The organism is Tepidibacter hydrothermalis, assembly GCF_029542625.1.
Lineage (GTDB): Bacteria > Bacillota > Clostridia > Peptostreptococcales > Peptostreptococcaceae > Tepidibacter_A > Tepidibacter_A hydrothermalis.
In genome coordinates, this window is record NZ_CP120733.1 from 1,438,299 (window position 1) to 1,457,146 (window position 18,848).

Genomic DNA, 18,848 nt, shown 5'->3' on the forward strand with positions numbered 1-18,848 from the left:
ATGTTTGATTTAGAACAATATGTAGATATGTTTTTAGATGAATCTAAGGAACATTTAGATAATTTAAACCAAAGATTATTAGATTTAGAAAATGATGATTCAAATATGGAGATAGTGAACGAAATATTTAGAATAGCTCATACATTAAAAGGAATGTCTTCTACTATGGGATTTACAAAAATGGCTAACCTTACTCATAAAATGGAAAACGTACTTGATGATATAAGAAGTAATAAACTAAATATAAATACGAAAATAATAGACATACTGTTCGAAGGATTAGATATATTAGAAGAATTTGTGAAAAATATTGAAAATGAGGGTTCTGAATCGGATAAATCTATAGAAGATATATTGAATAGATTAGAAAAAATAGAAAATATAGAAGATACACAATTGGATGATGTGAATATACAAAATGAAGAAGTTGAAGATGGTTATAGTTATATAAACAATCTGGTAACCAAAGCCAAAGCTAGTGGTTTAAATGCATATGATGTAAAGGTTACTTTAGATGAAAGTTGTATGTTAAAAGCAGCTAGAGCGTTTTTAGTATTTAAATCAGTTGAAGAAGATGGAGAAATAATTTACTCAAATCCTAGTGCTGAAGATATAGAAGAAGAAAATTTTGCTAATTCATTTGATATAACTGTTATTACAAATGTGGATAAAAATATTTTAATGGATAAGATTAAAAATATATCTGAAGTAAATGAGGTTCAAATAACAGAAATAGTAAATGTGGAAATGAATGGAATTAAAAATGAAGGTTATCAATCAAATGATTCAAATGTAAAAAATAAAGAAATTGAAGATGGATACAATTATATAAATGATGTAGTAAATAAAGCCAAAGCTACTGGATTAAATGCATATGATGTAAAAGTTAGTTTAGATGAAAGTTGTATGTTAAAAGCAGCTAGAGCATTTTTGGTATTTAAATCAGTTGAAGAAGATGGAGAAATAATTTACTCAAACCCGAGTGTTGAAGATATAGAGGATGAAAATTTTTCAAAGTCGTTTGATATAACAGTTATTACAAATTGTGATAAAAATATTTTAATAGATAGGATTAAAAATATATCTGAGGTAAATGAAGTTCAAATAACAGAAGTAGTAGATATAAAAGAAAACGACAATAGTGAATATCAAGAAAAAAATGTTGAGACTAATATAAAGAATAAAAAAGAACCTAAAGTTAGTAATACAAAGTCTAATAATGAAATACAAAGCAAACAAAGGAAGGGTAAAACAGGAAAAACAGTAAGAGTTGATATTGATAGATTAGATAATTTGATGAATCTAGTTAGTGAGCTTATAATAGTAAAAACTAGATTAGAAGATATTGATATATCTTCTAAAACTCAAAATATGAATGAGGCAATAGAGTACTTAGAGACTATAACTACAAGCCTTCATGATGCTGTGACTAAGGTTAGAATGGTTCCTATTGAAAGAGTTTTCAATAGATTCCCTAGAATGATAAGAGATTTATCAAAAGAATTAAATAAAGAAATCAATTTGATAATGGAGGGTGAAGAAACAGAAGTTGATAGAACTGTAATAGATGAAATTGGAGATCCTCTTATACATCTTTTAAGAAACTGTATAGATCATGGAATAGAAATGCCTGAAATTAGAAAATCTTTGAATAAAAATGAAGTTGGAACTGTTAAACTGTCTTCTTACCCGGATGGAAATAATGTTGTTATAGAAGTTTGCGATGATGGAGCAGGAATAAATGTTGAAAAGATAAAACATAAGGCAATAGAGAAAGGTGTAATAACTAAACAACAATCACTTGTAATGGATGATAAAGATGCTGCAAATCTGATTTTTTCTCCTGGATTTAGTACAGCAGATAAAATATCTGATATATCTGGACGTGGTGTAGGTCTTGATGTAGTTAAAACAAAGATAGAAGCATTAGGAGGTATTGTAGAGCTAGAGACTCAAATTAATATGGGAACTAGATTTATAATAAGATTACCATTAACATTAGCAATAATCCAAGCATTATTAGTTATGGTAGGAAATGAAAAATATGCAATACCATTAAATAATATAAAAGAAATAACTAATATAGACAGAAGTAATATAAGAAATGTAGAAGGTAAAGATATAGTTTTATATAGAGAACAAACTCTTCCTCTTGTAGATTTAGGAGATGTAATAGGTGTACAAAAAGAAAATGTAGAATATTCGGAAGAATCTACTGTGGTAGTTGTAAAAAAAGGAGATAAAGATTTAGGAATAATAGTTGATCAGCTTATAGGACAACAAGAAATAGTAATAAAATCATTAGGAAAATATCTAAGTGGTATTAATTTTATAGCAGGTGCTACAATTCTAGGAAATGGTAGTGTGGCGCTTATAATAGATACAAATTCTCTATTTTAAGGGGGCGTAAAAATGGTGGAAAATACTCAAGAAAGATATGTTATTTTTAAATTAAAGAATGAGTTTTATGGAATTAATATAAATTATGTTCAAACAATAGAAAAAATGATTGAAATAACAAGGGTTCCTAAGGCAAATGCGTATGTAAAAGGAGTTATAAATTTAAGAGGAGAAATTGTACCAGTAATAGATTTAAGAAAAAGATTCAATGTTGAAAGTTCAGATTATGATAAAGATTCTAGAATCATAGTAAACAAAATAGATGATGTTTTAGTTGGATTTGTAGTAGACTCTGTAACGGAAGTGAAAGAAATAGATCAAGATAATATAGATTATTCTATAGTAGATGAAGGTTTTAATGATGGATTTATTAAAGGAATTGGGAAGATCGATGAACAAATAATAATATTAATAGATGTTAATAAAGTATTAGATAATTAATAAACGTTAATATAGGGGTGGAGGAGGAAAATCTAAAAAATGAATTTTAAATTAGATAATATACAAGATTTATATATAGATGTTCTTAAAGAAATAGGAAATATAGGTGCAGGTAATTCTGCTACTTCTCTTTCTAAAATGATTAATTCTAAAATAGATATGGAAGTTCCTTCTATTGAAATATTAGAAATAGAAAAAGTAGTTGAAATTTTAGGTGGAGAAGAACTAATAGTGTCAGGAGTATATCTAGAGTTTTATGGAGATATAAATGGAACTATACTTTTGATATTAGATAAAAAATCTAGTGATAATTTATTGAGCATGTTATTTGGAAAACCTTGCGAAGGTGAGTTTTATAATGAAATGGAATTATCGGCGTTTCAAGAAATAGGAAATATATTAGCTAGTTCGTATATAAATTCTATATCAGCGTTCTCTAGTCTTAAGGTAAATATATCTGTACCCTCTGTTAGCATAGATATGGCAGGGTCTATACTAAGTGTTCCAGCTATAGAGTATGGACAAGTTAGTGATAAAATAATTTTAATAGAAAATAGGCTAAAAGAAGGTGAAAATGAGATAGTAGGTAATTTTTTCTTGATGCCAGATATGGATTCTTTTAAAGTGTTATTTAAGAGTCTAGGAGTGTTAAATGATGAATAATCTTATAAAAGTTGGCATGGCAGATTATAAAATAGGAAAAAATGATGATTCTTTAATAACCTTGGGATTAGGGTCTTGTGTTGGAATTGTTTTATATGATAAATTCAAAAAAATTGGAGGAATGGCACATATAATGCTTCCGAGTAGTAAAGATATAAAAAATAATTCAAATAAAGCTAAATTTGCCGATACAGCATTAAAAGAAATGCTAAATGATATGATTAAACAAGGTGCTTCAAAAAACAGAATGATAGCTAAAATAGCAGGAGGAGCACAGATGTTTAATATATCCATAAAAAGTGATACTTTGAATATAGGTAGAAGGAATGTGGATGCTGTAAAATCAATATTGTCTGAATATAGAATAAATATTATATCTGAAGATGTACTAGGTAATCATGGTAGAACTATAGAGTTTAATTGTATTAACGGAGAATTATCGATAAAGACAATAGGAAAAGGTAAAAAAATAATATAATTTAAAGGTGTGCATTGTATGAAAAATTTTAAAAAAAAATATATATTTTGGATAATAAATTATTTGATTTTATTTATATGTGCAATATATGTATTGATCAGTCACAGCAGTTTTTTAAAATTTATAAATAGGTATTTAACTTTAGCAATATCAATAAATGCAATATTATTAATATTTTTTAATCTTATACTTAAGAATATTAATGTTTGTGAAAAAAGTATAGATATATCGATACCTCCTATAGAATCAGAATTGAAAGATTTGTTAAATAACCAGACAGAAGATGAATTAGAGGATGAGGCATTTAGAGAAGTAAATTTTAAAAATCTAAACAGTTAAATAGGGGTGTATTTAGATGGTTAGAGAAGATGTATGGGTTAAGTATAAAAATTCAAAAAGTTTTGAAGAAAAGAGTGAATTGAAAAAAGAAATTATATTAGAATATATAAATTTAGTTAAAATAATTTCAGGTAGACTTTATAATTATTATGGAGCTAATATTGAATACGATGATTTAATGAGTTATGGTGTTATAGGTCTTATAGATGCTATAGAAAAATATGATTATACGAAAAATATAAAATTTCAAACGTATGCATCTGTTAGAATAAGGGGTGCTATAATAGATGAAATAAGAAATTTAGATTGGATACCAAGATCTATAAGACAAAAATCAAAACTTATGAAAGATACTTATTCTAAATTAGAAAATAAATTAGGTAGAGAACCATCTATAAGGGAAATTGGTAATGAACTTGGAAAAAAAGATGAAGAAGTATTAAAAATATTAGAAGAAACTAATATTTATAATTTGGTTTCACTAGAAGAAGAATTAAGTGAAAATTTGAAAATACAAATAAAAGATATTTCTATTGATATTAATCCGGAAGAATCATTGTTAAAAAAGGATATAATAAAAAATTTAGAATTTGCATTGAATACTTTAAATGAAAGAGAACAATTAATAATTAATCTATATTATTATGAAGAATTAACATATAAAGAAATAGGTAAGGTGTTGAATATATCTGAGTCTAGAATATCTCAAATTCATAGTAAAGCAATATTAAAAATAAAATCTAAATTAGATTTTATTTAAATGTAGGAGGGAAAAATGGACATAAATTATGTAATTATCATAATAGCTTTGATTACGTGTATTGTCAGTATGATTTTGCTATTTAGAGTGTCAAAACAGTTTGTGCAACACCAGGGCAATACTGAAAAATCAAAAGAGTATAGAATGATTATGAATTATATACAAAAAATTGATAAAAATACAAAGGAATTAATAGAAAATACAGAAAAGCCAAATGATTATAAAAACAATCTTTGTGAAAAAAATGTAGAACATTCTAATGAGGTAGAAAAACTTGAATTTTTAGGATTTTCAAAAGAAGAGATTGCAAAAAAAACAAATAAAAGTATTCGTGAAATCGAATTGATTTTAAGGTTAAAAAAAGGATAATGGTATGAAAAAATATAATAACATACAAAAAATAATTTTTCTCACATTAGGGATTGGATTTTCAATAGGTCTTCTGACATCTTCTTTAATTAATATAAACTATGATAAAACAAAAAAAACTAGTGGTTTAGAAATGAAAAAAGAAATAGAAGAAAAAGAAGAACAAATAGAAAAAAAAGAAATAGAAGAAAAAGAAGAACAAATAGAAAAAAAAGAAATAGAAGAGAAAGAAAAATTAGTTGATAAAAAAAATATTGAAGATGAATTTGTGAATATAAATATAAAAAATGGATATACTTGTAATGAAATTGCAGACATTCTTTATGAAAATGAATTAATATATAATAAAGAAGATTTTAAAATTATTTATAATTTAATGTTGTTTGATATATATGGAGCTGGAAGCTCATTGACTAAAAAAGGAATCATAAGTAAGGGATGGAAAATAAATACTTTGTCCAAGATTATAATAACTAAAAGAAATGAAGTGACGAATATTTTATATAAAGATAAGATAATAGATGATAAATATAGTTTAAATGCTATTTTAGATTCTATTAATTCTAACAAAAAAATAGTTTATGGTGAAAAAAAGATAAAAAAAGGGTCATCTAATATAGAAATTATAGAAATATTAACAAAATAAACTATAAAAACATATTGTAAATGAAATTACTATATGCTATACTATCAGAGGCGAAAATATTACACACGATTTGGAATTCTTAAAAAGGTGCCTATATGGGTTTTTTAAGAAAATGACTAAATCGGAGGAAAAAACCATAGGAGGTGCTGTAAATGGCAGTTATATCAATGAAACAATTATTAGAAGCAGGTGTACACTTTGGACACCAAACAAGAAGATGGAATCCTAAAATGTCAAAGTATATATTTACTGAGAGAAATGGAATATACATCATCGATTTACAAAAAACAGTTAAGAAGGTTGAAGAAGCTTATAGATTTGTTAAAGAAGTTGCTGAAACTGGAAAACCAATATTATTTGTTGGAACTAAAAAACAAGCTCAAGATGCTATCAAAGATGAAGCAGAAAGAGTTGGAATGTACTATGTAAATGAAAGATGGTTAGGTGGAATGTTAACAAACCACAAAACTATCAAAAACAGAATCAAAAAATTAGTAGAATTAGAAAAAATGGAAGAAGAAGGTGTATTTGAAGTTCTTCCTAAAAAAGAAGTTATCAAATTAAAGCATGAAAAAGAAAAATTAGAAAAATACTTAAATGGAATCAAAGAAATGCCTGAATTACCAGGAGCTTTATTTATAGTTGATCCAAGAAAAGAAAAAATAGCTATACAAGAAGCTCATAGACTAGGTATTCCAGTTGTTGCTATAGTTGATACTAACTGTGATCCAGAAGAGATAGACTATGCAATTCCAGGAAATGATGATGCTATAAGAGCGGTTAAATTAATAACTGCAGCAATGGCTAATGCAATAGTTGAAGGAAGACAAGCTATAGAAGAAGAGCAAGAAGAAGAAGAAGTACAAGAATAATAAACTGGTAAGGAACTTCGTTCCTTACCTTTAATAATATATAGGGAGGCGATTTTATGGCAATTACAGCTGCAATGGTCAAAGAAATCAGAGTAAAAACTGGTGCAGGAATGATGGATTGTAAAAAGGCTTTAACTGAAGTTGATGGAGATATGGAAAAAGCTATAGATTTATTAAGAGAAAAGGGACTTGCTAAAGCTGCTAAAAAATCAGGTAGAGTAGCTGCAGAAGGTTTAGTAGATATGTGTATGTCTGATGATAAAAAATCAGCAACTATAGTTGAGGTTAATTCAGAAACAGATTTCGTTGCTAAAAATGATGATTTCAAAAAGTTTGTTAAGGATATCGCTGTTACAGTATTAAAAACAGATAATGCTGATATTGAATCTTTAATGGCTCAAAAATATATAGATGCAGAAGAAACTGTTCAAGAAGTGCTTAATGCTAAGATAGCTACTATCGGAGAAAACATGAATGTAAGAAGATTTGAAAAGTTTGAAGTTGAGAACGGACAAATTGCAGGATATATTCATGGTGGAGGAAAGATAGGAGTTTTAGTTGCTTTAGAAACAGGATCTGATTCTGAAGAGATTATAGCTTTAGGAAAAGATATAGCTATGCAAGTTGCAGCTATGAATCCTAAGTATATATCAAGAGATGACGTTGATGAAGCTTACATAGCTCATGAAACAGAAATATTAAAGCAACAAGCTTTAAATGAAGGAAAGCCAGCTCAAATCGTTGAAAAAATGGTTGTTGGAAGAATGAACAAGCAGTTACAAGAAGTATGTCTTCTTAATCAAACATTCGTAAAAAATCCTGATTTAACAGTTGAAAAACTTGTTAAAGAGGTTGCTACTAAACTTAACACTGAAATTAAAGTAGCTAAGGTTATGAGATTTGAAGTTGGAGAAGGTATAGAAAAGAAAGAAGAAAACTTTGCAGAAGAGGTTGCTAAGCAACTTAAATAATATAAAAAGAGAACACTTTTGTGTTCTCTTTTTTAGAAGAATATTGAATGGAGGACTTTGTTTATGGATAAACCTATATATAAAAGGGTACTATTAAAATTAAGTGGAGAAGCTTTAGCTGGAGAAATGAAATTTGGAATAAACAATGAGGTTGTAAATGAAATAGCTCTATCTATAAAAGAATTACATGAAATGGGAGTTGAGGTTGCTATAGTAGTGGGCGGAGGCAACTTCTGGAGAGGTAGAACTAGTGAAGGTATGGATAGAATTACTGCCGATCATATAGGGATGCTTGCTACTGTTATGAATTCTTTAGCTATGCAAGATGCACTGGAAAATATAGGGGTTTTAACTAGAGTCCAAAATGCTATTGAAATGAGACAAATTGCAGAACCATATATAAGAAGAAAAGCTATGAGACATTTAGAAAAAAACAGAGTAGTTATATTTGCATCTGGAACTGGAAATCCATACTTTTCAACTGATACAGCAGCAGCATTAAGAGCTGCAGAAATAGAGGCTGAAGTTATACTTTTAGCTAAAAAAGTAGATGGTGTATACGATAGTGATCCTATGATAAATCCAGAAGCTAAAAAATTCGATAGACTTTCATACATAGAAGTTCTTAAAAGAGGATTAAAAGTTATGGATTCAACTGCAACTTCTTTATGTATGGATAATAAAATACCTATAAGGGTATTTGGATTAAATAATTCTAAAAATATAATTGATGTGGTTCAAGGAAAAAATATAGGAACTATAGTAGAGGAGGAAAAATAATGAAATTAGAAGTTCATAAGGTTTTAGAAGAAAAAATGTCAAAAACGATGTCGGTTTTAAAAGAAGAATTAGGAGTAATAAGAGCTGGAAGAGCTAATCCAGGAATGCTTGATAGAGTTATGGTAGATTATTATGGATCTCAGACTCCGCTTAAACAAGTAGCTACTGTATCTGCTCCAGAACCTAGATGTATAGTTATACAGCCGTGGGATATGTCAGCTCTTGGAAGCATAGAAAAGGCTATTCAATTTGCCAATTTAGGATTCAATCCAACTAATGATGGTAAGATGATAAGAATAGTAATTCCTCAACTTACAGAGGAAAGAAGAAAAGATTTAGCTAAACTTGCTAGCAAAACAGCAGAAAATGCTAAGGTAGCTCTTAGAAATGAAAGAAGAGATGCTAATGATAAGTTAAAGAAGATGCAAAAGGATTCTGAAATAACAGAAGACGATTTGAAAAAAGCACAAGATGAAGTTCAAAAAACAACTGATAAAAATATAAAATTAGTGGATGAATTTTTAGCTAAGAAAGAAAAAGAAATAATGGAGGTTTAATTTGAATTATTTTGAATTATTTGGGATTGAACTTTCTAAGGCAAAACAGGTACTTGAAAATAATGATATAAAGTATATAATAAAAGAGACGATAGGGCGTAAAGATAAATCTTTGTTAGTATGCCCTAGAGTTATAAATATCAAAAAAAGAAATGATTATATAGAACTTGTTATCACATATTTTTCTGATTCCTTATAATAAGGAGTTAGAAAAATATTTGATTGGAGGAAAATATGGAGAAAAATATATTGAATGATATAGATAAAAATAATATACCAAAACATATAGCTATTATAATGGATGGGAATGGACGATGGGCAAAAAAAAGGTTTTTACCTAGAACGTTTGGACATAAGGCGGGCGTTGAAACTATAAGAGAAATTGTAAAAGAATGTAGTAGTTTAGGAGTTGGATATTTGACTTTATATGCTTTTTCTACAGAAAATTGGAAAAGACCTAAAGATGAAGTAAGTGCTCTTATGAATTTACTAGTTCAATATTTAAAAAAAGAAATAAAAGAGTTACATGAAAATAATGTTATTTTTAATACTATAGGAGATATATCGTATCTACCTAGCGTTGCAGCTGAAGAAATTAAAAAATCGAAAGAACTTACTAAATATAATACAGGACTTACACTTACATTAGCTTTGAATTATGGAAGCAGACATGATATTAAAAATGCTATTGTTAATATACTTGAAGATTATAAAAATGAAAAAATTGAGATAGATGATGTTGACGAAGAGTTTATTAGGAATTATTTAAGTACCAAATCATTACCAGATCCAGATATATTAGTTAGACCTAGTGGTGAGTATAGAGTTAGTAATTTTTTATTATGGGAAATAGCATATTCTGAATTTTGGTTTTCGGATATATACTGGCCAGACTTTAGAAAAGAAAATTTACATAAACTTATTTTGGATTATCAAAATAGGGAAAGAAGATTTGGAGGACTTAAATAGGAGGATTTATATGTTTGTTAGAATAGTATCTTCGATAATATTATTGCCAGTTTTAGCATTGATCTTAATAAATGGAGGAGTTCCTTTATATTTAGGTGTTATGGTAATTTCATTAATGGCTATAAAGGAATTTTATGATGCCTTTAGAAACAAGAGTTTCAATGGAGTTAGTTGGTTGGGGTATTTATCTACTCTAATTATTTATTTTGGTGCGATTTTACAAATGGATAGTAGATATATAACATGTGGCTTTTTTATTGTTTTTTTTATATTGTGCATATTACTTGTAAGGAGAAAGTATAATGTTATTGATATGGGTATAACTTTTCTTGGTATAATATATATACCCTATCTTTTGAAATATATAATATTGATTTCTAAATTTTCAAATTATAATTACATATATTTAATTTTTGTAATAGCATGGATGACGGATACATTTGCTTATTTTAGTGGTTATTTCTTTGGCAAGCATAAATTGATACCAGCTGTTAGTCCTAAAAAGACTATAGAAGGAAGTATCGGAGGAGTTATAGGGAGCTCTTTATCTTGTGTTGTATTTGGATATATATTTGGATTTGATTTGATGCATATGGGCATAATTGGACTTATAGGAAGTATGATAGCTCAAATCGGAGATTTGTTTGCATCTGCAATAAAAAGATTTCTGGAAGTTAAAGATTATGGAAAATTAATACCTGGACATGGCGGTATATTAGATAGATTTGATAGTATAATTTTAACAGCTCCTTTTGTTTATTATTATATATATTTTTTTATAGATTAAGATATAATTGAAGAGAATAAATTTAACCTTAGGGCTTCAGAATTTTCTGAAGCTATTATATTACGCTGTTTAAGAAGGGGTGGATAATATGAAAAAAATATCTATTTTAGGATCAACAGGTTCTATAGGTATGCAGGCTTTAGAGGTTGTGAGAAATAACAAAGATAAATTTAAAATAGAAGCTTTAGCTATAAATACTAGTATAGATATGCTAAAAAAACAAATACTAGAGTTTAGACCAAGAGTAGTTGCTGTATATAATGAAGGTAAAGCTAAGGAATTAAAAGAAATTCTACCAAATGAAGTGGATGTTGATATATATTCTGGTATGGAAGGATTAAAGACTATAGCATCTTTGGAAAGTGTAGATATAGTTTTAACAGCTCTTGTTGGAATGATAGGACTTATTCCTACTTTAGAAGCTATTAAATATAAAAAAACAATAGCTCTTGCAAATAAAGAAACACTTGTAACTGCTGGAAAATTAGTTATGAATGAAGCTAAAAAAATGGGGGTTAAAATTCTACCAGTTGATAGTGAACATTCTGCTATATTTCAATGTTTAAATGGAGAAAGTAATAAAGAAATTGAAAAAATTATATTAACAGCATCAGGTGGGCCATTTAGAAATAAAACAAAAGAACAACTTATAGATATAACTAAAAATGAGGCATTAAAACATCCTAACTGGAGTATGGGAAGAAAAATAAGTATAGATTCAGCTACTTTAATGAATAAGGGACTTGAAGTTATAGAGGCAAAGTGGTTGTTTGGAGTTGAGGCAAGTGATATAGATGTGTTAGTTCATCCTCAAAGTATAGTACATTCTATGGTACAATTCATAGATGGATCAGTTATAGCTCAACTTGGAAATACTGATATGAAGCTTCCTATACAGTATGCACTTTCATATCCAAATAGAATATATAATGATTATGAAAGATTGGATCTTGCAAAACTAAGTTCATTAACATTTGAAAAGCCAGATAGCGATACTTTCCCGTGCTTAAAACTTGCTTATGAATGTTTAGAAAAAGGTGGAACTTATTCTACTGTTTTAAATGCAGCTAATGAAATCTTGGTAAGTGAATTTTTAAATGACAAAATTAAGTTTTATGATATACCAATGTATATAGAAAGAGCATTAGAAAAACATTCTATAATAGAAGAACCGACATTAGAGGAAATATTACATATAGATAATTGGAGTAGAGAATTTATAAAAGAAAGTATGAAATAGGAAGGTGAAAATATGAATATCATTATATCTCTTATAGTATTTGGAATACTTGTTTTATTTCATGAGTTTGGTCATTTTATAGTTGCTAAAAAAGCAGGTGTTAAAATACATGAGTTTGCTATAGGAATGGGACCTAAAATTTACTCATATAAAGGTGATGAAACGGAATATTCACTTAGATTATTACCTATAGGGGGATATGTTAGAATGGAAGGTGAAGATGAGGAATCGAGTGATCCTAGAAGTTTTAATAATAAAACTATATTTCAAAAGATAAGTATAGTATTTGCTGGGCCTGTGATGAATTTTATACTGGCTATATTGTTGTTTACGGTTATGTTTATGTATAAGGGGGTTCCAGGAACTATTATAGAAAATACTATTGATAACTTGCCAGCTCAACAAGTTGGAATTAAACAGGGAGATAAGATATTAAAAATAAATGATTCTAATATAAAAAACTGGGAAGATATAAGAAATACAATATCTGATTCTAAAACTGATGATATAAAAATTCAAATACAAAGAGATGGTAATGTATTAGAATATAATATTACACCTAAAGATGAAAAGGGTAAAAAAATGATAGGTATAGAGCCTAGATATGAAAAAAATGTAATATCATCTTTTAAATATTCTATAGATCAAACTTTTTTCATATTAGGACAAATGGTAGATTTTCTAGGAAAGGCTATAACTGGAAATGTATCAAGAGATGAAGTGGCAGGTCCTGTAGGCATAATAAATGTAGTAGGTCAAGCAGCGGATGCTGGAATGATAAATGTTATATTTTTGGCAGCTGTTATAAGTATAAATCTAGGATTGTTTAATTTGCTTCCTATACCAGCTTTAGATGGAGGAAGAATTATATTTTTACTTATAGAGCTTATTAGGGGGAAAAAAATGGATCCTGAAAGAGAAGGGTCTATACATTTCGTAGGATTTGTTGCATTGATGCTTTTGATGGTATTTACAATTTATAATGATGTGTCTAGAATAATTAAATAGAAGGTGATTTTTTGAGAAAACTAACAAGAGTAATTGATTGTGGCAAGATTAAAATAGGAGGAAATTATCCTATATCTATTCAGTCTATGACTAATACTGATACAAGAGATGTGGATGCCACAATAGATCAAATAAAGGGTCTTGAAGAAGTTGGGTGTGATATAGTTAGAGTTGCTGTTCCTGATATGGATGCTGCGTTGAAACTAGGTAGAATAAGAAAGGGTATAAATATACCTGTTATAGCAGATATACATTTTGATTATAGATTAGCTCTTGAAGCTATAAACCAAGGCGTAGATGGACTTAGAATAAATCCTGGAAATATAGGAAGTATAGAACGAGTAAGGATGGTAGTTGAAAAAGCCAAAGAAAAAAATATAAAAATAAGAATAGGTGTAAATGGAGGATCTTTAGAAAAAGATCTACTTGAAAAGTATGAAAAAGCTACACCAGAGGCTTTAGTAGAAAGTGCAATGAGACATATAAATATTTTAGAAAGTATGGATTTTCATAATATAGTTATATCTTTAAAATCTAGCGATATACATACTACTATAAAAGCGTATGAACTTATGTCTGAAAAGGTAGATTATCCACTACATGTTGGAATAACAGAATCTGGAAGCGTAAAAAAAGGAACTATTAAATCATCTATAGGTATAGGATATATATTACTTAAAGGAATAGGTGATACTATAAGAGTATCTTTAACGGGAGATCCTAAAGAAGAGATATTTGTAGGTAAAGAAATTTTGAAATCTGTAGGTTTATTAGATGAAGGAATTAAGGTGGTATCTTGTCCAACTTGTGGAAGGTGTAATATAGACTTGATAAATATAGCTTCAGAGGTTGAAGAACAGATAAAAGATATAGATAAAAAAATGACTGTAGCCATAATGGGTTGTGCGGTAAATGGACCTGGAGAGGCTAGGGAAGCTGATATTGGTATAGCTGGTGGAAATGAGAATGCTATCCTATTTAAAAAAGGAGAAATTGTAAGAAAAATAAAGAGTGATGATTTGATAAATGAATTAATAAGCGAAATAGAAAAATTCTAGACTTTTTAGTCTAGAATTTTTATGTTAATCTATATATTGAACTTTATTAATAAAGTGAAACGGATAAAAACATTAAGACTGTCTGGGAGGTATTATGGATAGTATAAAAAAATATTTAGAAAAAATAGGAGTGTATAATAAATTAGATAAGAAATATGATAATGTGTTATTGAGTAATATAGTCTATTTTAAAGAAGATAAGATCGTATATTTTTATTTAGAATCAAAAGAAATACTAAATATATCTGAGATTAGAGATATTGAGAGCAAGATAAAAAATGAATTAACTTTTTTTAATGATGTAAAATTTAGAATAAGATATAAGAATATTGAAGATGATGTAAGTGTTGTTATAAATAAATATTGGAATAATATAGAATTTATAATGAAGTCTATGGTTTCATCTTTAACATCTACTGAAAAAATTACATGGACATATATAGATCGATGCTTAGTTATAAATATACAAAATGAAATAATATATAAAATATTGGAGTTGAAGAAGACTGCATATTCTATAAAAAGTATGATAAATGAGGAATTAGGTTTTGATTTGAGTGTTAGATTCAATCTTGAAAGTAAATTCGATATGAATTTAGAAGAATATATAACCAAGAAAGACGAGGAAACAGATAGTTTACTTTCCAATAGAATCGTAGCGAGTCCAAAATCTGAAACAAATGAAAAGAAAAATAATGATCATAAGGTTGAAAAAGAGGAAACAGATAATATATATGGTAAAAGTATTACAGATCCTATTGAAATTATTAAAAATGTAACTCCTGAAACAGGAAGGGTATGTATAAAAGGAGAGGTATTTGATGTGGAGAATAGAGAGTTAAAGGGAGGAAGAACTCTATTAACTATTTCTATAACAGATTATACAAGCTCTATAAAATGTAAATTATTTTTAAGGGAAAATAATAAGGATGGTGTAGTAGACAATATAAGTAAAGGATCTTATTTGAAGATTAGAGGGAATGCTTTATTTGATAATTATTCTCAGGAACTTATTGTAAATATTTCTGATATACAAAAATCAAAGAAAAAAGAAAAACATGATAAAAGTGATAAGAAAAGGGTTGAACTACATTTGCATACTCAAATGTCTGCTATGGATGCGATAACCTCAGTATCAAAGGTTGTTGAAAGAGCCGCTAAATGGGGACATAAGGCTATAGCGGTTACTGATCATGGGATAGTTCAGGCTTTTCCAGAGGCAATGGATGCATCTAAAAAACATGGTGTCAAAGTTCTTTATGGAGTTGAAGGATATTTAGTAGATGATACTAATCCTGTTATAAAAAATCCGAATAAATTGCCTCTAAGTCAAACTTTTGTAGTGTTTGATTTAGAAACAACAGGTTTTTCTAACAAAAATGATAAGATAACAGAGATTGGTGCTGTGAAAATAGAAAATTTTGAAATAGTAGATAGATTTAGTGTTTTAGTAAATCCTGAAAAACCTATACCGTATAAAGTTCAGGAACTTACAGGTATAACTAATGATATGGTTAAAGATGAAAGAACTATTGAACAGGTGCTGCCAGATTTTTTAGATTTTATAGATGATAGTGTGTTGGTTGCCCATAATGCAGAGTTTGATATAGGTTTTATAAGAGAAAATTGTAAGCGAATGTCTTTAGATTTTAATAATATATATGCTGATACTATAAATCTTGCTAGAGAGTTACTTCCTCAACTTAAAAGATATAAATTAAATACAGTAGCAAAAGCTCTTAAGGTTTCTCTTGAAAATCATCATAGAGCAGTTGATGATGCTGAGGCTACAGCTGAAATATTTATAAAGTTTTTGGAAATGTTACAAGAAAAAGATGCAACTCATTTACACCAAGTTAATGAATTGTTTAAAGTAGCTGATTTTAAAAAAGTAAGAAGTAATCATATAACTATATTGGTTAAAAACTATATAGGTCTTAAAAATCTATACAAATTAATATCAAAATCACATATGGAGTATTTTTACAAGACACCTAGGATACCTAAAAGTGTTTTAAAAGAATATAAGGAAGGACTTTTGATAGGATCTGCATGTGAAAATGGTGAAGTGTATCAAAGCATACTTAAAAATAAAGAAAATTATGAAATAGAGGAAGTATTAGAACTATATGATTACCTAGAGATAATGCCACTTGATAATAATAAGTTTATGATAGAAAAAGAAATTGTTAAAGATTATGAAGAACTTAAAGATATTAATAGGGAAATTATAAAACTTGGTAAAAAATATGATAAATTAGTTGTGGCAACGGGAGATGTTCACTTTATAGATCCTCATGATGAAGTATATAGAAAAATATTAAAACATTCACAAGGATTTAAAAGTGCTAATGAAGAGGTTCCCCTTTATTTTAGAACTACAGATAATATGTTGGATGAATTTAGTTACTTAGGAGATGAGGTAGCTAGGGAAGTTGTTATAACTAATACAAATAAAATAGCAGATCAAATAGATGAAATAAAACCTATACCAGATGAAACATGTACTCCTGTAATAGAAGGATCTGAAGAAGACCTTAGAGAGATGTGTTATAAAAAGGCCCATAGTATGTATGGAGAAAAACTTCCTGATGTAGTTGAAAAGAGACTTGAGAGAGAGTTAACTTCTATAATAAGTAATGGGTATGCAGTTTTATATATAATATCTCAAAAACTAGTTGCAAAATCTTTGCAAGATGGATATCTAGTTGGATCAAGGGGATCTGTTGGTTCTTCATTTGTTGCTACGACAAGTGATATAACAGAGGTTAATCCTTTGCCAGCACATTATAGATGTGAAAAATGTTTAAAATCGGAATTCTTTGAAACTGGAAGTTATACATCAGGAGCTGATTTACCAGATAAAGAGTGTCCTGTTTGCAAAATACCTTATATAAAAGATGGACATGATATACCTTTCGAAGTGTTTTTAGGATTTGAAGGAGATAAAGAACCGGATATTGACCTTAATTTTGCGGGTGAATATCAGCCTAATGCACATAAGTATACAGAAGTACTATTTGGGGAAGGATATGTGTATAGAGCTGGAACTATAGGAACGATAGCAGATAAAACAGCATATGGATTTGCTAAAAAGTATATTGACGAAAATGAAATGAAAACTACATCAGCAGAAATTAACAGATTATCTAAAGGGTGCACTGGAATCAAAAGGACATCAGGGCAGCATCCGGGAGGAGTAATGGTTGTTCCTCATTATAAAGAAATATATGATTTTTCTCCTATTCAATATCCAGCTAATGATTCTACATCTGGAGTTGTAACAACTCATTTTGATTATCACTCTATAAGTGGTAGGATACTAAAGCTTGATATACTAGGACACGACGTTCCGACTATAATAAGAATGATTGAGGATATAACAGGAATTAATGCTACTAGAATACCTCTTGATGATAAGAAGACGATGTCTATATTTACATCTACAGAGGCTTTAGGAGTTACTAGTGAAGAAATCAATTGTACTATAGGAAGTCTTGGAATACCTGAGTTTGGAACTAAATTTGTTAGACAAATGCTTACAGATACTCAACCTACAACTTTTGGAGAACTTGTTAGGATATCTGGATTATCACATGGTACAGATGTTTGGCTTAACAATGCTCAAGACTTAGTTAGGGATGGTGTTGTTACATTAAAAGATGTTATATCAACAAGAGATGATATAATGAATTATCTTATATTTAAAGGATTGAAGCCTAAGCTTTCATTTAAGATAATGGAGAAGGTTAGAAAAGGTAAAGGCTTAACTCCGGAAGATGAAGAAGAAATGAAAAATAATGATGTGCCACAGTGGTATATAGATTCTTGTAACAAGATTAAGTATATGTTCCCAAAAGCACATGCGGTAGCTTACGTTATGATGTCAGTTAGAATAGCTTATTGTAAGGTTTATTATCCACATTCTTTTTATGCTACTTATTTTACTACTAAAGCGGAAGATTTTGATGCTAATTTAGTTATAAAAGGTAAAGATGAAGTTATTCGAAAGATGAAAGAAATAGAAAGTCTTGGAAATGATGTTACTGCTAAAGAAAAAGGTATGTTAACTGTGCTTGAGGTTGTTGTAGAAATGTTTGCAAGAAAGATAGAAATTTCAAGAGTAGACCTTTATAAATCAGATGCAAAGAAATTTAGAATAGTAGATAATAAACTATTACCACCATTAATAGCTCTTCAGGGAGTTGGGGGTAATGCTGCTATTAATATTGCTAAAGAAAGAGAAAAGGAAGAATTTCTTTCAATAGAAGATTTGAGAAAAAGGACTAAGATTTCAAAAACTGTAGTTGAAACATTAAAGAGCCATGGCTGTATTGAAGGCCTACCTGAGACCAATCAATTATCTCTGCTGTGATAAGTTGCACAAAAAAACATTATATGGTATACTGATATAGAAAACTATATACTAATAAAATGTAGAGTGGGGGATAATGCCCACTCTTTCTTTTATAATAATAGGAAACGCGACTTATTAAAAAATAAACAACCT

The 18,848-nt window shown here is 28.4% G+C and carries 19 protein-coding genes; all 19 read left to right on the top strand.

Annotated elements, in window-relative coordinates; translation table 11 throughout:
* The 19 genes from P4S50_RS06380 (at position 1) to P4S50_RS06470 (ending at position 18,713) form a co-directional block, all read left to right on the top strand.
* Positions 1-2,400, top strand: a complete 2,400-nt coding sequence (locus P4S50_RS06380) for a chemotaxis protein CheW (RefSeq protein WP_277733827.1) — start codon at positions 1-3, stop codon at positions 2,398-2,400.
* Positions 2,401-2,412: 12 nt separating this feature from the next.
* Positions 2,413-2,841, top strand: a complete 429-nt coding sequence (locus P4S50_RS06385; protein ID WP_277733830.1) for a chemotaxis protein CheW — start codon at positions 2,413-2,415, stop codon at positions 2,839-2,841.
* Positions 2,842-2,880: 39 nt separating this feature from the next.
* The gene (locus tag P4S50_RS06390) at positions 2,881-3,504 is read left to right on the top strand and encodes a chemotaxis protein CheC (protein ID WP_277733832.1); all 624 of its coding nucleotides are present in this window, start codon (positions 2,881-2,883) and stop codon (positions 3,502-3,504) included.
* Positions 3,497-3,982 (top strand): chemotaxis protein CheD, encoded by a 486-nt coding sequence (locus P4S50_RS06395; RefSeq protein ID WP_277733834.1) that lies wholly within the window; start codon positions 3,497-3,499, stop codon positions 3,980-3,982. The genes P4S50_RS06390 and P4S50_RS06395 overlap by 8 nt, the downstream gene beginning before the upstream one ends.
* Before the next feature lie 18 nt (positions 3,983-4,000).
* Positions 4,001-4,321 carry a hypothetical protein gene (locus P4S50_RS06400; protein WP_277733835.1) on the top strand — a complete coding sequence of 107 codons (321 nt, stop codon included), beginning with the start codon at positions 4,001-4,003 and terminating at the stop codon, positions 4,319-4,321.
* Between the two features lie 16 nt (positions 4,322-4,337).
* A complete protein-coding gene (locus P4S50_RS06405; RefSeq protein ID WP_277733837.1) occupies positions 4,338-5,081 on the top strand; it encodes a sigma-70 family RNA polymerase sigma factor in 744 nt (247 codons plus the stop codon).
* Between the two features lie 15 nt (positions 5,082-5,096).
* On the top strand, positions 5,097-5,450 hold the full coding sequence (locus tag P4S50_RS06410) for a hypothetical protein (protein WP_277733839.1): 354 nt from the start codon (positions 5,097-5,099) through the stop codon (positions 5,448-5,450).
* A gap of 4 nt (positions 5,451-5,454) precedes the next feature.
* Positions 5,455-6,096, top strand: coding sequence for a hypothetical protein (locus P4S50_RS06415; RefSeq protein WP_277733841.1), 642 nt, complete (start codon positions 5,455-5,457; stop codon positions 6,094-6,096).
* Positions 6,097-6,248: 152 nt separating this feature from the next.
* Positions 6,249-6,968: a 30S ribosomal protein S2 gene (rpsB, locus tag P4S50_RS06420; protein ID WP_277733842.1), complete on the top strand. Its 720-nt coding sequence runs from the start codon at positions 6,249-6,251 to the stop codon at positions 6,966-6,968.
* Between the two features lie 56 nt (positions 6,969-7,024).
* Entirely contained in the window at positions 7,025-7,939 is a 915-nt protein-coding gene (gene tsf / locus P4S50_RS06425; RefSeq protein ID WP_277733844.1) for a translation elongation factor Ts, read from the top strand.
* 63 nt (positions 7,940-8,002) lie between these two features.
* Positions 8,003-8,719, top strand: coding sequence for a UMP kinase (gene pyrH / locus P4S50_RS06430; RefSeq protein ID WP_277733846.1), 717 nt, complete (start codon positions 8,003-8,005; stop codon positions 8,717-8,719).
* Entirely contained in the window at positions 8,719-9,276 is a 558-nt protein-coding gene (gene frr, locus P4S50_RS06435; protein ID WP_277733848.1) for a ribosome recycling factor, read from the top strand. The genes pyrH and frr overlap by 1 nt, the downstream gene beginning before the upstream one ends.
* A 1-nt stretch (position 9,277) precedes the next feature.
* Positions 9,278-9,475, top strand: a complete 198-nt coding sequence (locus P4S50_RS06440) for a hypothetical protein (protein ID WP_277733849.1) — start codon at positions 9,278-9,280, stop codon at positions 9,473-9,475.
* Positions 9,476-9,510: 35 nt separating this feature from the next.
* Complete coding sequence (locus P4S50_RS06445) at positions 9,511-10,245, top strand: isoprenyl transferase (protein ID WP_277733850.1); 735 nt, start codon at positions 9,511-9,513, stop codon at positions 10,243-10,245.
* Between the two features lie 10 nt (positions 10,246-10,255).
* Entirely contained in the window at positions 10,256-11,032 is a 777-nt protein-coding gene (locus P4S50_RS06450; protein WP_277733852.1) for a phosphatidate cytidylyltransferase, read from the top strand.
* Positions 11,033-11,120: 88 nt separating this feature from the next.
* On the top strand, positions 11,121-12,272 hold the full coding sequence (locus P4S50_RS06455) for a 1-deoxy-D-xylulose-5-phosphate reductoisomerase (protein ID WP_277733853.1): 1,152 nt from the start codon (positions 11,121-11,123) through the stop codon (positions 12,270-12,272).
* Between the two features lie 12 nt (positions 12,273-12,284).
* Positions 12,285-13,280: an RIP metalloprotease RseP gene (rseP, locus tag P4S50_RS06460; RefSeq protein WP_277733854.1), complete on the top strand. Its 996-nt coding sequence runs from the start codon at positions 12,285-12,287 to the stop codon at positions 13,278-13,280.
* Between the two features lie 11 nt (positions 13,281-13,291).
* Positions 13,292-14,338: a flavodoxin-dependent (E)-4-hydroxy-3-methylbut-2-enyl-diphosphate synthase gene (gene ispG / locus P4S50_RS06465; RefSeq protein WP_277733855.1), complete on the top strand. Its 1,047-nt coding sequence runs from the start codon at positions 13,292-13,294 to the stop codon at positions 14,336-14,338.
* Positions 14,339-14,432: 94 nt separating this feature from the next.
* On the top strand, positions 14,433-18,713 hold the full coding sequence (locus P4S50_RS06470; RefSeq protein ID WP_277733857.1) for a PolC-type DNA polymerase III: 4,281 nt from the start codon (positions 14,433-14,435) through the stop codon (positions 18,711-18,713).
* Positions 18,714-18,848 lie beyond the last annotated feature (135 nt).

Excerpts from the sequence above, each read along its gene's own strand:
- P4S50_RS06405 (WP_277733837.1), top strand. The coding sequence starts at position 4,338 with ATGGTTAGAGAAGATGTATGGGTTAAGTATAAAAATTCAAAAAGTTTT.
- P4S50_RS06385 (WP_277733830.1), top strand. The coding sequence starts at position 2,413 with ATGGTGGAAAATACTCAAGAAAGATATGTTATTTTTAAATTAAAGAAT.
- P4S50_RS06445 (WP_277733850.1), top strand. The coding sequence starts at position 9,511 with ATGGAGAAAAATATATTGAATGATATAGATAAAAATAATATACCAAAA.
- rseP (WP_277733854.1), top strand. The coding sequence starts at position 12,285 with ATGAATATCATTATATCTCTTATAGTATTTGGAATACTTGTTTTATTT.
- rpsB (WP_277733842.1), top strand. The coding sequence starts at position 6,249 with ATGGCAGTTATATCAATGAAACAATTATTAGAAGCAGGTGTACACTTT.
- P4S50_RS06395 (WP_277733834.1), top strand. The coding sequence starts at position 3,497 with ATGAATAATCTTATAAAAGTTGGCATGGCAGATTATAAAATAGGAAAA.
- pyrH (WP_277733846.1), top strand. The coding sequence starts at position 8,003 with ATGGATAAACCTATATATAAAAGGGTACTATTAAAATTAAGTGGAGAA.
- P4S50_RS06380 (WP_277733827.1), top strand. The coding sequence starts at position 1 with ATGTTTGATTTAGAACAATATGTAGATATGTTTTTAGATGAATCTAAG.
- P4S50_RS06390 (WP_277733832.1), top strand. The coding sequence starts at position 2,881 with ATGAATTTTAAATTAGATAATATACAAGATTTATATATAGATGTTCTT.
- P4S50_RS06415 (WP_277733841.1), top strand. The coding sequence starts at position 5,455 with ATGAAAAAATATAATAACATACAAAAAATAATTTTTCTCACATTAGGG.
- P4S50_RS06400 (WP_277733835.1), top strand. The coding sequence starts at position 4,001 with ATGAAAAATTTTAAAAAAAAATATATATTTTGGATAATAAATTATTTG.
- P4S50_RS06450 (WP_277733852.1), top strand. The coding sequence starts at position 10,256 with ATGTTTGTTAGAATAGTATCTTCGATAATATTATTGCCAGTTTTAGCA.
- P4S50_RS06410 (WP_277733839.1), top strand. The coding sequence starts at position 5,097 with ATGGACATAAATTATGTAATTATCATAATAGCTTTGATTACGTGTATT.
- P4S50_RS06455 (WP_277733853.1), top strand. The coding sequence starts at position 11,121 with ATGAAAAAAATATCTATTTTAGGATCAACAGGTTCTATAGGTATGCAG.
- frr (WP_277733848.1), top strand. The coding sequence starts at position 8,719 with ATGAAATTAGAAGTTCATAAGGTTTTAGAAGAAAAAATGTCAAAAACG.
- tsf (WP_277733844.1), top strand. The coding sequence starts at position 7,025 with ATGGCAATTACAGCTGCAATGGTCAAAGAAATCAGAGTAAAAACTGGT.
- P4S50_RS06470 (WP_277733857.1), top strand. The coding sequence starts at position 14,433 with ATGGATAGTATAAAAAAATATTTAGAAAAAATAGGAGTGTATAATAAA.